This is a genomic window from Shewanella sp. BF02_Schw, from assembly GCF_014596695.2.
Taxonomy (GTDB): Bacteria; Pseudomonadota; Gammaproteobacteria; order Enterobacterales; family Shewanellaceae; genus Shewanella.
In genome coordinates, this window is the sequence record NZ_JABKAW020000004.1 from 90,911 (window position 1) to 106,968 (window position 16,058).

The window sequence follows — 16,058 nt, forward strand, 5'->3', positions numbered from 1 at the left end:
CCATCTCCTCTTTATCATTTGATATTATTGTTAAGTTAATTATGAACGACGGTGCTTAGCGTCGAAATTGTCGAAATGCTATCCAACTCATTAGTCCTAAAAATACTGCTGCCATGGTGAACCATTGCAAGGCATACCCTTGATGTTTTTGTGCCGACAATGGAATGGGTATCCAAGGTTGAGGCAGGTGATAATTTGGAACATTGTCGGGTTGCAGCACCACAGGCGTCAGCGTATGGCCAAGCATGTCAGTGAGTGCGGGTATATTGATATTTTGAAAACGTACTGGAGCATGAGTATCGGCTAATTGCTCTGCATCGAGTCGGTCACTTAATGGGTTGGGTTGTTTTTGATAAACTCGGCCAACCAGTGTGTAGTAATTTGTTTTTAACGGGGTTAGTTCAGGTAAAATTCGGCGGTCCTTGTTTGCAGGTACAAAGCCTAACTCGACCATTATCCAAGGTTGTTCAGGGGTTATTTCAAAAATTTGATAAGCTAAATATCCTACTTGACCCTGAAACACTTGATTGTCTAATAACAGCATCATGTTATTGACGGGTTTAGCTGAGATCTTCAGACGATAACCCGTGAGTAATCTCGTCTCCGGTTGAGAGCTTGTTGAGGCTTCTGACGTTTCAACTATTGTCAACATTTCCTCATAAGTGAGTGCTTGTTGCTGTTGGCGCTGGATAAGTGTGCTTTGCCACTCTTGTTTAAAGGTTGCTCGTGATAACTGCCATAATCCTAACTTGACCAACAAGCTAAACACGACCAAAGTAATGATTACGAATAATACCCGAGACACCCCCACACTTTTAAAAGGATTGCCTGTGACAACACCTTTCATCGTTAAGTTAGTTTTAGTCTCGTTGCTTGTATTCATATTATTTAACTTAGGTAGGGCCTTATTTATTATGGTTAAGGGCGAGCATCAACAATCAATGAGTCGTTTTCTCGGCCGGCGCGTATTGTTTTCTGTTGTCGTTATAATGGTATTGCTGGTGGCTTTGGGGCTTGGTTACATTCAACCTAACCCCAGACCTTATTAGTCGTTAATACGTGGTTTTATAGTACGTATACGAAAATGAATAAACATAACCACACCACATCAACGAAGTGCCAATACCAACTCCCAGCTTGAAAAGCGAAATGCTTGTCGGGGCTAAAGTGGCCCTTTACAATTCTGAGTAATAAAATAATCAAGAACAGGGTGCCAATCGTTACGTGCATGCCGTGAAAACCGGTTAACAAAAAGAAGGTGTTGCCGTAGACACCAGAAGAGAGCGTAAGCCCCATTTCTTGGTATGCATGGCTATATTCTTCAACCTGTAAACTGAGAAACGCAATACCCAGAATTACCGTCAACGCTAACCAGATTATCAAAGGTTTACGATTGGCTTTTTCGAGATTGGTATGAGCAAAGTGCAAGGTAACCGACGAGGTTAGCAGTATAATAGTGTTAATTAACGGCAAACCCGTCCATGGCATGGCTTCTGTTGCGGTGCCATCAGGTGTTTTAACCAATGGCCACATAGCTTCAAATGCAGGCCACAACACTTCATGGGTCATGGCATTGTTAGATGCGCCACCCAGCCAAGGTACTGAAATCATGCGGGCATAAAATAGCGCGCCGAAAAATGCCCCAAAAAACATAATCTCTGAAAAAATAAACCAACTCATTCCCTGCCTAAATGAACGATCCATTTGCGGTGAATACAGTCCAGCCATGGATTCATCAATAACGGTCTTAAACCAGCCAAAAATCATAAAGATAATCACGGCCAAGCCGGTTATTAAAATGTAACCGCCAGAGGTTTTTTCAGTGGTTAATTGTTGTACATAATTACCTGCGCCAAACGCAATTAAAAATAAACCGATAGCACCGATTATTGGCCAAGCACTTTGGGTTGGCACATAATAAGTTTGATACTTTGTTGTCATTTTGCTGCTCCTTGCTCTATGACGATCGCCTGTCTATCGGTGATGTCATAAAGGGTATAAGAGAGAGTCAATGTGTTAATGGACGCTGGTAAATCAGGGTCCACGTAAAAAATCAGTGGTAGTTCTGCTGTTGCTGCTGCAGCCAAAGGTTGTTGATTAAAGCAAAAACATTCCGTTTTATTGAAGTATGCAGCCCCTTGCCCTGGCGATACCGAAGGGATTGCTTGGCCTACAGTGTCACGTGTCGATAGGTTTTTAACCAAAAATTGTGCATGAGTGAGCTCCCCAGGATGTACGCTTATTTGGTTAACTTTAGGGCTAAATTCCCATGGCATACCTGATTGAACTTGAGTCACAAATTCAATGGTTACGGTCCGGTTTTTATCAACCACCACCGCTTCATAACTACTGGCGCTATTTTGGGGTTTGCCATTAATCCCCAATGTATCGCAGAGCACGTCATAAAGCGGTACCAGCGCAAAACCAAACCCAAACATACCAATTGACCCGGCAATCAGGATGATTAATAGCTTACGATTTGATTTTGTTGGCTGTGTCATCTCATTTAATCTCCGGTGGAGTGGTAAACGAGTGATATGGCGCAGGGCTGGCAATCGACCATTCCAAGCCTTCGGCTGCTTCCCAAGGATTATCTCCAGCGGGTTTGCCACCCTTGATACATTTGAGAACTACAACAAGGAAAATTAGCTGAGATAAACCAAATGCAAAGCCACCAATCGACACAATTTGATTCACATCGGCAAACTGTACCGCGTAGTCGGGGACCCGGCGCGGCATACCCGCTAAGCCTAGAAAGTGCATTGGGAAAAACAACACGTTGACGGATATTACCGAACACCAAAAGTGCCACTTACCTAAAGTTTCGTTATACATATGGCCGGTCCATTTAGGCAGCCAATAGTAAGCCGCCGCCATAATGGAGAATATCGCCCCAGTCACCAGTACATAATGGAAGTGAGCCACGACAAAGTAAGTGTCGTGGTATTGGAAATCAGCAGGGGTAATTGCCAGCATCAAGCCCGAAAAGCCACCAATAGTAAACAGGATGATAAATGCCACTGCAAACAGCATTGGAGTTTCAAATGTCATTGAACCGCGCCACATAGTGGCGACCCAATTAAACACTTTCACCCCGGTTGGAATGGCAATCAACATGGTGCAATACATGAAAAACAATTCGGCAAAAACAGGCATACCAGTAGTAAACATGTGATGTGCCCATACCAAAAATGACAGAATGGCAATACTGGCAGTGGCGTAAACCATCGAGGAGTAACCAAACAGCTTTTTACGGCTAAAGGTTGGTACTATCGCGGAGATAATACCGAAGGACGGTAAAATCATGATGTAAACTTCGGGATGGCCAAAGAACCAGAAAATATGCTGGAACATCACCGGATCGCCACCACCTGCAGCATCAAAAAAGCTAGTACCAAAAAACTTATCGGTTAATACCATGGTGACCGCACCTGCGAGCACCGGCATTACCGCAATCAGTAAAAATGCGGTAATGAGCCAAGTCCACACAAACAAAGGTAACTTCATCCAGGTCATGCCAGGAGCTCGCAAGTTTACAATGGTTACAATGACGTTAATTGCACCCATTATCGAACTTATTCCCATTATGTGAATGGAAAAAACAAATAGGGCGGTACTGTCAGGACTATAGGTGGTTGAGAGCGGAGCATAGAATGTCCAGCCAAAGTTAGGGCCGCCGCCTTCCATAAAGAGTGAACCTAATAAAATGGTAAAGGCGAAGGGTAAAATCCAAAAACTCCAGTTGTTCATTCGCGGTAGTGCCATATCTGGGGCACCAATCATCATTGGAATTAACCAGTTTGCTAACCCGGTAAAAGCGGGCATCACCGCCCCAAACACCATGATGAGGCCATGAACTGTGGTCATCTGATTAAAAAAGTTAGGTTCTACTAGCTGTAATCCAGGCTGAAATAATTCAGCTCGAATCACCATTGCCATCGCACCGCCAGTAAGAAACATAATGAAACTAAACCATAAATACAGCGAGCCGATATCTTTATGGTTAGTGGTGAGTAGCCAGCGCATTAGCCCCTTCGGAGCGCCGTGATGATGATCATCATGAGCGGTAGCCAGTGTATCGTGCGTTGTTGTGCTCATTGTTTTCCCCTACTGTCCATGGCTAGCGACATCGGCAGGTTGCACCGCTTCGCCAGAATTATTGCCCCACGCATTGCGCTCATAAGTAATCACAGCCGCCATCTTTTGCGGGCTAAGTTGACTACTAAATGCCTGCATTGCGGTACCTGGTTTTCCGTGCATAACGATATCGATATGTCCGCTAACCGGTCCAGTAACAACAGGGCTGCCAATAAGTGAAGGGAAAGCGCCTGGTAAACCAGCGCCAGTGGCTTGGTGACATGCAGCACATGTCGTAGCATAAACCTGCTCACCTTCAGCAATTAATTGCTCCAAGGTTAACGTGGGCAGATCCTCTGGTACAACAGCTTCTGCTTCTGCTTCGACAGCTTGATTGGCTTTGTCGGTAACCGCATCGGTAATGTCAGTTGTCGTGGCTGCAATAGTACTTGCTGCATCGGTTACTGCTTTACTTGGTTCGGTGCTTGCCTCGTTACTGCCTAAAAAGTTGCCTATATCAGCAGCTTGAACTACGTCACCGCTATTATTGCCCCACGCATTACGCTCAAAGGTAATTACTGCGGCAATTTCTTGGGCGCTAAGTTGCTTTGCAAAGGCTTGCATTGCAGTACCTGGTTTACCGTTTAAGACGATATTCAGGTGATCTTTAACAGGGCCTTTTATGATAGGGCTGCCAATTAATGATGGGAATACACCAGGAAGACCCGCACCATTGGGTTGGTGACAAGCGGCGCACCTAGCAATATAGATTTGTTCACCTTGTGAGGTTAGCTCCTCAAGAGACAAGGTTTTAGACATTGATGCCGCAGCGGCTGCAGCTGCATTGCTTGCTAGTTTTTTTTGCTCCACTAACCAATTATCAAAATCGGCCTCCGATAATGCTTGCACCACAATCGGCATGAAACCATGGTCTTTACCGCATAACTCGGCACATTGGCCGCGATACGTTCCAGGCTTATCAATACGAGTCCAGGCTTCGTTGATAAAGCCTGGATTGGCATCTTTTTTAACGGCAAACGCGGGCACCCACCATGAATGGATAACATCATCTGATGTCATCAAGAAGCGCACTTTTTGGTTAATAGGCAGTACTAATGGCTTATCGACTTCAAGGAGGTAATGTTCGCCTTTGGCCTCACTGCCATCAATTTGTGCTCTGGGAGTGGATAATGTGCTGTAAAATTCGATGTCTTTATCAAAATAGCTGTAATGCCACTTCCACTGCGACCCGGTAATTTTTATGGTGAGATCAGCATCACTGGGATCTTCCATAGCAATCAAGGTTTTGGTGGCTGGAATAGCCATGCCGATTAAGATGATGAAAGGGATGACGGTCCAAGCAATTTCCACTTTGGTACTTTCGTGAAAATTGGCCGCGACAGCGCCTTTTGATTTGCGGTGATAAATCATTGAGTAAATCATGATCCCAAACACCACTAACCCAATTGCACAACAGATGTAAAGAATCGTCATGTGGAGGTCATAAACCTTGCCACTGATATCTGTCACGCCTTGAGTCATGTTGAGGGGCATTTCTGATGCCCCAAGCGGAAGTGCTACAAACACCACCAGTAAACAATACAACCATTGCTTCACAAGACTACTCCTCTGCTAATTGCAAATAGCAACTACAAAGAAGAGTCACACAGTAATTCTCTGCTCTATGCAAACTCTTCGGTTCCCGAAAAAAGTTTGATGACCTCAAAGTACTTTGGTGGCTGTAAACATACGGTTTACGGTTTTATTGTTAGCTGTGCACCACGCTTGTACCTACTACTGAACTTATCAATTTTGATTTGGCTCATTTGTCTGAAAGTAATCTTGATTACTGCCATTCACGTCCAATTAAAGATAAAAAATGTTTCATCCTTGTTAACCACATTACTTGTAGATTAAACATTGATCAAGATCACTTTGTTGGCTAATAGGCTGAAAAAAGATGAAAAAAAACCCTGAATTCAATACAGGGCTTGGTAATGAAGGGTTCGTGCTTAGTGAAATGAGCAAAAATTACTTGTTCCATTTGTTAAAGTAGGGCTAACAAGTTGATGTTTGTGAGGTAAGTGAGCATTCACATCTTCAATTACCACCCCTAATGCACGTGCACTTTTGGCGACAATTTCTAAACGGCGACTATCGCGAGCATCAAGTGAGCTTGTCCAAGTTACTACTGCGCTCGATGTACCGCTAGTGAGCGCTTTCTCCATGGCCCATAATGTTTCGACTTCATCTTTGGTGTGCACCAGTAAAATGCGATCCATTCTTACACCAGCACTTGCCAGCATATGTTTATAGCCAATATGGGGCGGGCTAATTAATACAATCCATCTGCCTTGCTGGCTCAATATTGCTAACTGGCTGCACAATTGGCTCAGTTCAGCTTCACCTTGGGTGACAGTTTGTAATGTTTGAATGGTTTGGGTGCCATGCAGTTCTGTTTCAGTTAAATCTACCCATAAGCCCGGGTGGCGTGGCGCGATGCCCATTAGTTTGTTCATAACCAATCTCCATTACGGATAACGCCAACGGCAAGCCCTTCGATGGTTAGGCTTTGGCAACTTAAATCTACTTTTATCGGATTGTAATCTTCATTTTCGGCATGCAGATAAATCACATTACCTTTTTGTTCAAATCGTTTTACGGTGACGTCATCATCAACACGTGCCACAACAACCTGGCCATTACGTGCTTGCTGCATTTTATGTACAGCGAGTAAGTCACCTTCTAAAATGCCAATGTTTTTCATGCTGTCACCACGCACTCGCAATAAAAAATCTGCGGCGGGCTTAAACATGTTTGGATCGACTTGATAGTATTGCTCTACATGCTCTTGGGCCAAAATTGGTTCACCAGCAGCAACCTGTCCAATGAGTGGCAGACCGGTTTCAACCTGTTCTTCATGAGGTAAACGAATGCCTCTTGAGGTACCAGGCATGATCTCGATAAAGCCTTTTTTGGCTAATGCTTTTAAATGCTCTTCGGCGGCATTAGCACTTTTAAAGCCAAGACGATTCGCAATTTCAGCACGAGTGGGTGGCATACCTGTTTCGGCGATATTGTTTTTAATTAAGTCTAAAATTTCTGCTTGGCGCGGCGTTAACGGTCTCATGATGATTCCTGTCTTTTTATACAGTGACTGTCATTATATACAGTGTTTGTGTTCGCGCAAGTATTAACCAACTATTTTTTGTATTTTGTTGATTAAGTATCACTCAACAATATGTTTTAATTAACTATTACTAATGTTCTGTCTTATGTTATTTCTGATAGTGAGAGCTTAAACGTAAAGATAGATCGGTCTGATAGTGTAAGCAGGGTGGTTTCTGGTATCCTATACGACAATATTACAGTGGCTTATGTTGCGAAAATAACCATGTCAAAACCAGATTCAATATTTTTACGAGCATTAAGATGGATTCAAAAGTGGATGGTACAGACCATTGTGGTCCCTCACGATCCTTTTGATGACCTCAATATAGATCCAACTAAACCTTTGGTTTATTTAATGAAAACGGAATCTATTAGCGATATTGCCGCGTTGAGCGAAATCACCGAGGGCTTTGGTCTGCCCAGTCCTTATGAGCCATTACAGCTTGATGGCTTAACCGTGCCTCGTGTGGTCTGTTTAGAGGGCCGCAAGCCACTATTTGGTAAACGTGAAAGTGGTGACAAATTCCTTAATTATTTTACCAGTTTATTGTCACTTCATAGTGAGAGCCCTGAATTAGATATACAGTTGGTTCCTGTTTGCCTTTATTGGGGACGTACCCCAGGTAAAGAAGAAGACAGCATGAAAGCTGCTGTATTTGAACGTGAAAACCCTACGTGGTTACGTAAATGGTTAATGATTTTATTTTTAGGACGCCATAATTTCGTCCAGTTTTCTAATGCATTATCGCTTCGTCATATGGCCGATGAACATGGTACTGATAAAAGAATTGCTCACAAATTAACCCGAGTCGCCCGTGTGCATTTCCGCCGTCAACGCAAAGTGATGACGGGGCCACAATTACCGAATCGACAAGCGTTGTTTGCCTCTTTATTAAAATCAGAATCTATCAAAAAAGCCATTGAAGAAGAGTCTGCAAATAAGAAAGTAACAGTCGAGAAAGCACGTGAAACCGCCATTGAATACCTTGATGAAATTGCCGCAGACTATTCTGATAGTTTGGTGCGTATTGCCGAACGTTTCCTGACTTGGTTATGGAACAAATTATACAGTGGCATCAATATCAAAGGTGCCGAGCAAGTAAGACAGTTACATCATGATGGCCATGAAATTGTTTACGTTCCTTGCCATCGTAGCCATATGGATTACTTGCTACTGTCGTATATTTTGTATTATCAGGGCATGGTTCCGCCGCACATTGCTGCCGGTATTAACCTTAATTTTTGGCCAGCAGGGCCGATGTTCCGCCGTGGTGGGGCATTCTTTATCCGTCGTAGTTTTAATGGTAATAAACTTTATACCGCAGTATTTCGTGAATATTTAGATCAGTTATTTGCTAAGGGTTATGCGGTCGAGTATTTCACTGAAGGAGGTCGTTCGCGTACAGGACGTTTGCTAGCGCCTAAAACCGGTATGTTGGCTATGACAATTAACAGTGTGCTACGTGGGATAGAGCGCCCAGTAACCTTAGTACCCGTGTATTTAGGTTATGACCATGTGATGGAAGTGGCGACGTACCACAAAGAATTAAGCGGTAAGAAAAAGAAAAAAGAATCTGTATGGCAGGTATTTGGTGCTATTCGTAAGTTAGGCAATTTTGGCCAAGGTTATGTGAATTTTGGTGAGCCGATTAATTTACAACAGTTCTTAAATCAGCAGGCGCCAGAGTGGCGTGATGAGCTAGCTAAAGATCCTGACCAAAAACCATCTTGGTTTACGCCCTCAGTTAATTTGTTAGCTAACCGCGTAATGACTAATATTAATGGAGCGGCCGCAGCCAGTTCAGTAACATTGACTAGTTTAGTGTTATTAGCGTCAGAGCAAAATGCGTTAGAAAGAAGCCAGTTAGAACGTCAGCTTGATTTGTATTTAGCCTTACTTAAAACAGTGCCTTATACCGATTATACCTCTGTGGCCGAAGGTAATGGCAAGTCAATTATTGATCACTGTCTGTCGTTAAATAAGTTTGTGAGTACCAAAGACCTTATTGGTGAAATTATTTCAGTTGATGAAAAAATTGCCATCACCATGAGTTATTACCGTAATAATATTATTCATTTGATGGCGTTGCCGTCATTAATTGCCAGTTGTTTAGTGCATTATGACGTGTGCGATCGCCAGCGAATTCATGGCATTGTAATGGACTTTTATCCATTACTTAAAGCTGAGCTATTTATGAGCATTGATGATGTGCCTCAACATGTGGATAGCATTTTAGATTTCATGGTTGAACAAGGTTTACTGACCGGTAGCGATCAGTTTGAGATAACGCCTCGTCATATTACCCAAGTGTTACTGCTTGCTGAAACTATCAGTGAAACGTTGCAACGTTATGCGATTATCTTCAATTTACTGGCAATAAAACCTGATCTTGAGCGCTCAGAACTGGAACGCGATAGTCATTTGTTAGCCCAACGATTAGGCGCGCTGCATGGCATTACCGCACCAGAATTTTATGACAAAAAATTATATAATACCCTGAGTGTGAAACTGAAAGAATTGGGTTATTTATGCAGCGACGAACATCGTGCTGAAGTGATCAGAATTCGTGATAACGCTAATAAATTACTCAGCTCTTTAGTAAGACAAACCATTGTTGATAGTGTGGAAGCGGAGCACGGACAATAATGGCTAATCATATGAATGCTGCCAAGCATCGTACCAGCGGTAAATCTGTATTGGGTGGGGCGATGATTATTGCCGGAACCACTGTGGGTGCGGGCATGTTTTCGTTACCCGTTGTTGGTGCTGGAATGTGGTTTGGCTATTCTATCGCGATGTTGCTCGGCGTTTGGTTTTGCATGCTAATGTCGGGTTTATTGTTATTAGAAGCCAATTTGCATTTTGAACCAGGTGACAGTTTTGACACCTTAACTCGGGTGACTCTGGGGCAGTTCTGGCGGGTGATTAACGGCGTTTCGATTGCGTTTGTGTTATATATTTTAACCTATGCTTACATCAGCGGTGGTGGTTCGATTGTGAATCACAGTCTGTCTGCATTGGGCGTAAGCCTACCGCAGAGCGTAGCCGGATTAGTGTTTGCGGTAGTTTTGGCTCTGGTGGTATTTATTAGTACTAAAGCGGTCGACCGTATCACCACAATCATGCTTGGCGGTATGGTGATTACTTTCTTTTTGGCTATTGGTAACTTATTAATCGATATCGATACCATAAAGCTAGTGTCGCCTGATGGTGAATCGCGTTACCTGCCTTATTTACTTGCCGCGATTCCATTTGGCTTAGCCAGTTTTGGTTATCACGGCAATGTGCCAAGTTTAGTCAAATATTACGGTAAAGATGCCAAAACCATCGTTAAAGCCATTATTACTGGAACCACTATCGCATTGGTAATTTATATATGTTGGTTAGTGGCAACGATGGGTAATATTCAACGAAGCCAGTTTGCCGATATTATTGCTCAAGGTGGCAATATAGGTGTGTTAGTGGGTGCGTTGTCTGGGGTTATTGCCAGCCAATGGCTTGATAACATGCTAACTCTATTTGCTAACCTTGCCGTAGCCTCATCATTTTTAGGTGTGACACTAGGCTTGTTCGATTACCTTGCTGATTTATTTGGGTTTGACGACTCGCGATCAGGACGAATTAAAACGGCAGCGGTCACGTTTGTGCCACCAACAATCCTTGGTTTGTTATTTCCGAATGGATTTATTTTAGCGATTGGTTTTGCTGCGCTAGCTGCCACTATTTGGGCTGTTATTGTACCAGCGTTATTAGCCTATAAAGTAAGACAACAATATCCTGACTCAAAGGGATTTAAAGTCCCTGGTGGAACCCCGTTAATTGCTATTGTGGTGTTGTTTGGAGTTATCACTGCCACATGTCATTTGCTGGCCATGGCCGATATATTGCCGGTGTTTAAATAGACGCAAAAATTCCGGTGAAACAACTTTTAGCCTAAAAGCCTTCGTTTGAAGGCTTTTTGCTTTTCTGCTGATATCGACTTAACTTATGAGACAAGTTTCATGTTGGCTATATCAAGGCAACTATTTTTATAAAGGATTAGGGTAATGAAGGTACAACAGTATCAACAAGGACAGCCTTGCTGGATTGAATTAGCAACTCATGATTGGGCGGCAGGTAAAGCATTTTATCAGGCGCTATTTGGCTGGGGAGCCGATGATATGCCTATGCCAGAAGGGCATTATACTATGCTGCAAATCGACGGTGATGACATTGCGGCAATGTACCCAATGCCAGCAGAAATGGAAGCCTTACCGACTCATTGGACAATTTATTTTGCGGTCGATGATGTTGATGCTACCTCTAAGGTTGTGACTCAAGCTGGAGGTGAGATTATTGCTGGGCCACATTCTGTTGGAGATGCTGGCCGTATGGCGCTATGCACAGATCCAGAAGGCTGTCGATTTGCATTATGGCAAGGCCAAGACCATATTGGCATTAAGCGATCGCAAGAATCAAATACCCTATGTTGGGTTGAGCTTGCTTGTCGTGATACCGCTGCGGCGAAACAGTTTTATAGCCAAGTATTAGGTTACCAAACTCAGCTTAATGATGTGGCTGATTTTGAATACACCGAATGGTATGCGGATGAACAAGCCATTGGCGGAATGATGGAAATGACTGCAGAATGGGGTGATACTCTTGCCCACTGGATGAGTTACTTTGCCGTTGATGACTGTGATGTATCAGTGACTAAAGCACAAACCTTGGGAGCTACTGTTTGTGTGCCAGCAACCAATATTCCTAACGTAGGCCGTTTTTCAGTACTCAATGATCCACAAGGTGGGGTTTTTTCAATTATTGCGTTATTTGCTGCGGAATAAATAAATTTGAAAATTATATTTTTACATAATGAATGTTGATTATTTATATTCGTGTGTTGCCGATTAAAGCTAGAGTATCATTTAATGTAGAGTGCCGATTTAAGATAGAAGGGCGATTGAACCTTGATTATTAAGTGATGTCATATTGAGTTGTTGGAAAAATGTTACTGTTAGTAGAGTGTTACTATTAGTTGTTGGTAAGAGTTAGTGTATTTAAACAAGGATGAGTGAATGACACAGGAAAACACCCAAATCACATTAGCCAGTATTCATCGCAGTATGTTGTTAGTGGCACTGATCGATTTTCCTGGCACGATATTATTTGGTCTTGGGCTCTACGGTATCCTTGTAGGGTTTGACCAAGATTTCTTGCCTATGTTAGCCAACCCTTTGATCATTATTATTATGTTGATTATCGGTGCGATTATTATGCTATGGGGGATTATCCGCATGATGCTGCTTGCGCGTCAAAAACAAGGAATATTACAACAATGAAAAAACGGATAATCCAATTAAGCTTGTTATCTAGCTTAGTGATACTTACGGGATGCCGTGGTACCGATATCATCAATATTGGTAATAATATTGGCAATGCAGATGACAATAAAAATGACACAGATTACATGATACTGAATGTCCCTAGGGCAATTTTAGCCAGCGATCCATGCAAATATGGGCATCCTGACGATATTGCGGCTTGCCGTAAAAAGAAACAAGATGAAGCCGACCAACTTAATGAATCACTTAAGCGTAAATAACATTGTGATTAGCATATAAAAATCCCAAGCGATTAATCGTTTGGGATTTTTTATTTATAGAGATAAAAAGTAAATAAATTTAAGTGAATTATTGCTTGGGCAACTTGCGGCCGTATATGAGTAAGTAAATTGCTGGGATAACAAATAGCGACAGTAGCGGCGCCGTGACCATACCGCCGACCATAGGTGCAGCAATTTTTTGCATCACTTCATTACCCGTACCGCTGCCCCACATGATCGGCAGTAAACCAAAAAAGATGGTTGCGACGGTCATGGCTTTAGGGCGAATTCGCATCACTGCACCTTCCACTAATGCAGCCGTTAAATCCGCTTTACTGTGGTAGTTGTCGGCTTCTTTATAGGCCTTAATACTATTATTAAGGTACACCTGCATCACCACGCCAAACTCTGCGGCAACCCCAGCTAAGGCAATCATGCCGACAGATACGGCAACTGAAAAATTAAAGTCCAGCCCATAAAGTAACCATGCACTACCCACCAATGAGAAAGGTAAACTTAACATGATCACCGATGCTTGTATTACTGAATTGAAAGTCATCATCAGCAACATAAAAATCACCGCGATCATTAATGGGATCACCATTTTCATTTTGGCGTCTACGCGTTGCATATACTCGTATTGTCCAGCAAAACTATAGTTGTAGCGTGGAGGAAGAGTGATTTGTTGTTTAAGTGCCTTTTCTGCTGCAACGATATATTCACCGATAGAAATGTCTTTTAGATCGACAAACACCCACGAGATAAGGCGACCATTTTCACTGGCTAGCATTGGGGCGCCATCGGTGATTTTCAGTTCGGCTAAATAACTTAACGGTAAGTACTTACCCGTTTTAGTCAGTACCGGTAAATTTCTGAGTTTCTCGATGTTGTCACGTAACTCTCGCGGGTAACGGATATTGATTGGATAGCGTTCTTGACCTTGTATTGATTCACCAACGGTCATGCCGCCAATGGCAATTTTTACCACATCTTGGATATCTTTTAAGGTCATGCCATAACGTGCAGCATTTTTAAGGTCTGGTGTGATATCAATATAGCGGCCGCCGCTACTGCGCTGTGAAAATGCCGACTCAGTTCCCGGTAATTGGTTTACTACCGCTTCTATTTCTGCACCAATACGTTGTAGTTCTTCAACATTTGCGCCCGATATTTTTATGCCGACAGGGGTTCTCACGCCGGTAGATAGCATATCGATACGGGTTTTAATCGGTTGCACCCAAGCATTGGTCATCCCTGGTATACGCACGGTTTTTTGCAGTTCAGCAATAATGCTCTCTAAGGTTACGCCTTCACGCCATTCGCCAGGCGGTTTGAGCATGATGGTGGTTTCTAGCATTGTTAGCGGCGCAGGGTCTGTTGCTGTCATGGCCCGGCCCACTTTGCCAAATACTCGTTTCACTTCGGGTACTGTTTTTATCAGTCGGTCAGTTTGTTGCAATATTTCTGCTGCTTTGCCTGCACTTACACTGGGTAGCGTGGTGGGCATATAAAGTAGGTCACCTTCTTCTAAGGTGGGCATAAACTCTGAGCCCATTTGGCTTAATGGGTAGTAAGCACTGAATAGCACAATGATGGCTAATCCGATGGTGATTTTAGGAAAATGCAGTACCCATTTTAACAATGGTTGGTATATGGCAATTAATACTCGGCTAATGGGGTTTTTACGCTCATCAGGGATTTTTCCGCGGACAAAATAACCCATTAACACCGGAATTAAGGTGATTGCTAAAATGGCAGATGCCGCCATAGCGAAGGTTTTGGTAAAGGCTAGCGGGTGGAATAAACGCCCTTCTTGTGCTTCAAGGGCAAATACCGGCGTAAAGCTTAAAGTGATAATCAACAAGCTGAAAAATAATGCAGGGCCGACCTCAATAGAGGCTTCTCTGACGAGTTGCCAATGATCTTCTCCCTCAGGAGCTTTACCGTGTTTTTGGCGATAATGTTCCAAATGTTTATGGGTATTTTCGACCATCACAATTGACGCATCAACCACCGCTCCTATGGCAATGGCAATACCGCCTAAGCTCATAATATTGGCATTGACACCAATGATATTCATGGCGATAAAGCTGACTAAAATCGAAATAGGTAAGGTGATTATCGCGACTAACGTTGAGCGTGCATGCAGTAAAAATAGTAGACAAATAAGTCCGACAACCAGCATTTCTTCTAGCACTTTATGCTTAAGGTTATCGACTGAGCGTAAGATTAACTCTGAGCGATCATAAGTGGTGACTAATTCGACCCCATCAGGTAATCCATTACTGATTTCCTTGAGTTTTTGCTTAACATTATTAATGGTTTCAAGAGCATTTTCACCATAGCGCATCACCACAATACCGCCGACAACTTCGCCTTTACCATCGAGTTCGGCAATACCACGACGCGCCGCTGGGCCGGTTCGTAGTTGGGCAACGTCTTTCATTAATACCGGCGTACCAGTTTCCGATAAAATGCCCAGTGGGATTTCAGCAAAGTCGGCAATGGTTTGGCGATAACCACTTGAAGTGATCATGTATTCTGCTTCGGCCATTTCAATCACCGAGCCGCCTGTCGAGCTATTGGAATTATCTAAGGCGTTTTTAATGGTCATTAAGTCGATTTTATACAGTGCTAGCTTATGTGGGTCGACGACCACTTGATATGTTTGTTCCATCCCGCCAACAGTGGCAACTTCTGATACCCCGGCAACACTTTGTAATTCTAGTTTTAAAAACCAATCTTGTAATGAACGCAGTTGGGCTAAATCATACTGTCCATTGCGATCGACTAAGGCATATTGGAAAATCCAACCCACTCCCGATGCATCTGGGCCAATACTGGGTGTGACACCGGCTGGCAGTTGGTCTTGGGTTTGCGATAAATATTCAAGCACCCGTGAACGCGCCCAATAGATATCGGTGCCATCTTCAAAAATGACATACACAAACGAGTCACCAAACATTGAAAAGCCACGTACTGTTTTGGCTCCCGGCACGGCCAGCATGGCCGATGACAATGGATAGGTAATTTGGTCTTCAACTAATTGCGGTGCCTGGCCTGGGTAAGAGGTTTTTACAATAACTTGTACGTCTGATAAATCAGGTAGCGCGTCCAGTGGGGTCATGCGCATGGCTTGATAACCCACTAACGCGATAACGGCCGTGAGTATCAACACCATAACGCGTTGCTTTATTGAAGCACTGATAATTTTTGCTAACATTGTCG

The 16,058-nt window shown here is 43.2% G+C and carries 14 protein-coding genes; 6 read left to right on the forward strand and 8 right to left on the reverse strand.

Annotated elements, in window-relative coordinates; genetic code table 11:
* Positions 1 to 55: 55 nt before the first annotated feature.
* Complete coding sequence (locus HNW13_RS15650) at positions 56 to 883, reverse strand: SURF1 family protein (RefSeq protein WP_192114009.1); 828 nt, start codon at positions 881 to 883, stop codon at positions 56 to 58.
* On the opposite strand from HNW13_RS15650, the gene HNW13_RS15655 reads away from it, so the two are divergent.
* Positions 831 to 1,049, forward strand: a complete 219-nt coding sequence (locus HNW13_RS15655; RefSeq protein WP_041412724.1) for a DUF2909 domain-containing protein — start codon at positions 831 to 833, stop codon at positions 1,047 to 1,049. The genes HNW13_RS15650 and HNW13_RS15655 overlap by 53 nt on opposite strands.
* Positions 1,050 to 1,065: 16 nt before the next feature.
* Here the strand turns inward: HNW13_RS15655 and HNW13_RS15660 are convergent, their stop codons facing one another.
* The 6 genes from HNW13_RS15660 to lexA form a co-directional block, all read right to left on the reverse strand.
* Positions 1,066 to 1,941: a cytochrome c oxidase subunit 3 gene (locus tag HNW13_RS15660; RefSeq protein WP_162022070.1), complete on the reverse strand. Its 876-nt coding sequence runs from the start codon at positions 1,939 to 1,941 to the stop codon at positions 1,066 to 1,068.
* Positions 1,938 to 2,501, reverse strand: a complete 564-nt coding sequence (locus tag HNW13_RS15665) for a cytochrome c oxidase assembly protein (protein ID WP_162022071.1) — start codon at positions 2,499 to 2,501, stop codon at positions 1,938 to 1,940. Before HNW13_RS15665 ends, HNW13_RS15660 begins: the two co-directional genes overlap by 4 nt.
* 1 nt (position 2,502) lies before the next feature.
* Positions 2,503 to 4,098, reverse strand: coding sequence for a cytochrome c oxidase subunit I (gene ctaD, locus HNW13_RS15670; RefSeq protein WP_101084886.1), 1,596 nt, complete (start codon positions 4,096 to 4,098; stop codon positions 2,503 to 2,505).
* A 9-nt stretch (positions 4,099 to 4,107) separates the two neighbouring features.
* Positions 4,108 to 5,694, reverse strand: coding sequence for a cytochrome c oxidase subunit II (gene coxB / locus HNW13_RS15675; RefSeq protein ID WP_192114010.1), 1,587 nt, complete (start codon positions 5,692 to 5,694; stop codon positions 4,108 to 4,110).
* 395 nt (positions 5,695 to 6,089) lie between these two features.
* A complete protein-coding gene (locus HNW13_RS15680; RefSeq protein WP_059745868.1) occupies positions 6,090 to 6,596 on the reverse strand; it encodes a SulA-like leucine-rich domain-containing protein in 507 nt (168 codons plus the stop codon).
* Positions 6,593 to 7,207 (reverse strand): transcriptional repressor LexA, encoded by a 615-nt coding sequence (gene lexA / locus HNW13_RS15685; RefSeq protein WP_059745867.1) that lies wholly within the window; start codon positions 7,205 to 7,207, stop codon positions 6,593 to 6,595. The genes HNW13_RS15680 and lexA overlap by 4 nt, the downstream gene beginning before the upstream one ends.
* 264 nt (positions 7,208 to 7,471) lie before the next feature.
* Here lexA and plsB point away from each other — a divergent pair, with 264 nt between their 5' ends.
* The 5 genes from plsB to HNW13_RS15710 all read left to right on the forward strand — a co-directional run bounded on the left by plsB (position 7,472) and on the right by HNW13_RS15710 (position 12,830).
* A complete protein-coding gene (gene plsB / locus HNW13_RS15690; protein ID WP_101085352.1) occupies positions 7,472 to 9,895 on the forward strand; it encodes a glycerol-3-phosphate 1-O-acyltransferase PlsB in 2,424 nt (807 codons plus the stop codon).
* Entirely contained in the window at positions 9,895 to 11,151 is a 1,257-nt protein-coding gene (gene mtr / locus HNW13_RS15695; protein WP_011635752.1) for a tryptophan permease, read from the forward strand. The genes plsB and mtr overlap by 1 nt, the downstream gene beginning before the upstream one ends.
* 144 nt (positions 11,152 to 11,295) lie before the next feature.
* Positions 11,296 to 12,072 (forward strand): VOC family protein, encoded by a 777-nt coding sequence (locus tag HNW13_RS15700; protein ID WP_192114011.1) that lies wholly within the window; start codon positions 11,296 to 11,298, stop codon positions 12,070 to 12,072.
* Positions 12,073 to 12,303: 231 nt separating this feature from the next.
* Positions 12,304 to 12,567, forward strand: a complete 264-nt coding sequence (locus HNW13_RS15705; RefSeq protein WP_059745865.1) for a hypothetical protein — start codon at positions 12,304 to 12,306, stop codon at positions 12,565 to 12,567.
* Complete coding sequence (locus HNW13_RS15710; RefSeq protein ID WP_162022076.1) at positions 12,564 to 12,830, forward strand: hypothetical protein; 267 nt, start codon at positions 12,564 to 12,566, stop codon at positions 12,828 to 12,830. Before HNW13_RS15705 ends, HNW13_RS15710 begins: the two co-directional genes overlap by 4 nt.
* A gap of 88 nt (positions 12,831 to 12,918) precedes the next feature.
* On the opposite strand, the gene HNW13_RS15715 is transcribed toward HNW13_RS15710, so the two are convergent.
* Positions 12,919 to 16,053 carry a CusA/CzcA family heavy metal efflux RND transporter gene (locus tag HNW13_RS15715; protein ID WP_101084892.1) on the reverse strand — a complete coding sequence of 1,045 codons (3,135 nt, stop codon included), beginning with the start codon at positions 16,051 to 16,053 and terminating at the stop codon, positions 12,919 to 12,921.
* Positions 16,054 to 16,058 lie beyond the last annotated feature (5 nt).

Coding starts and splice junctions, on each gene's coding strand:
- HNW13_RS15650 (WP_192114009.1), bottom strand. CDS start 883: ATGAATACAAGCAACGAGACTAAAACTAACTTAACGATGAAAGGTGTT.
- HNW13_RS15660 (WP_162022070.1), bottom strand. CDS start 1,941: ATGACAACAAAGTATCAAACTTATTATGTGCCAACCCAAAGTGCTTGG.
- HNW13_RS15665 (WP_162022071.1), bottom strand. CDS start 2,501: ATGACACAGCCAACAAAATCAAATCGTAAGCTATTAATCATCCTGATT.
- ctaD (WP_101084886.1), bottom strand. CDS start 4,098: ATGAGCACAACAACGCACGATACACTGGCTACCGCTCATGATGATCAT.
- HNW13_RS15680 (WP_059745868.1), bottom strand. CDS start 6,596: ATGAACAAACTAATGGGCATCGCGCCACGCCACCCGGGCTTATGGGTA.
- lexA (WP_059745867.1), bottom strand. CDS start 7,207: ATGAGACCGTTAACGCCGCGCCAAGCAGAAATTTTAGACTTAATTAAA.
- plsB (WP_101085352.1), top strand. CDS start 7,472: ATGTCAAAACCAGATTCAATATTTTTACGAGCATTAAGATGGATTCAA.
- mtr (WP_011635752.1), top strand. CDS start 9,895: ATGGCTAATCATATGAATGCTGCCAAGCATCGTACCAGCGGTAAATCT.
- HNW13_RS15700 (WP_192114011.1), top strand. CDS start 11,296: ATGAAGGTACAACAGTATCAACAAGGACAGCCTTGCTGGATTGAATTA.
- HNW13_RS15705 (WP_059745865.1), top strand. CDS start 12,304: ATGACACAGGAAAACACCCAAATCACATTAGCCAGTATTCATCGCAGT.
- HNW13_RS15710 (WP_162022076.1), top strand. CDS start 12,564: ATGAAAAAACGGATAATCCAATTAAGCTTGTTATCTAGCTTAGTGATA.
- HNW13_RS15715 (WP_101084892.1), bottom strand. CDS start 16,053: ATGTTAGCAAAAATTATCAGTGCTTCAATAAAGCAACGCGTTATGGTG.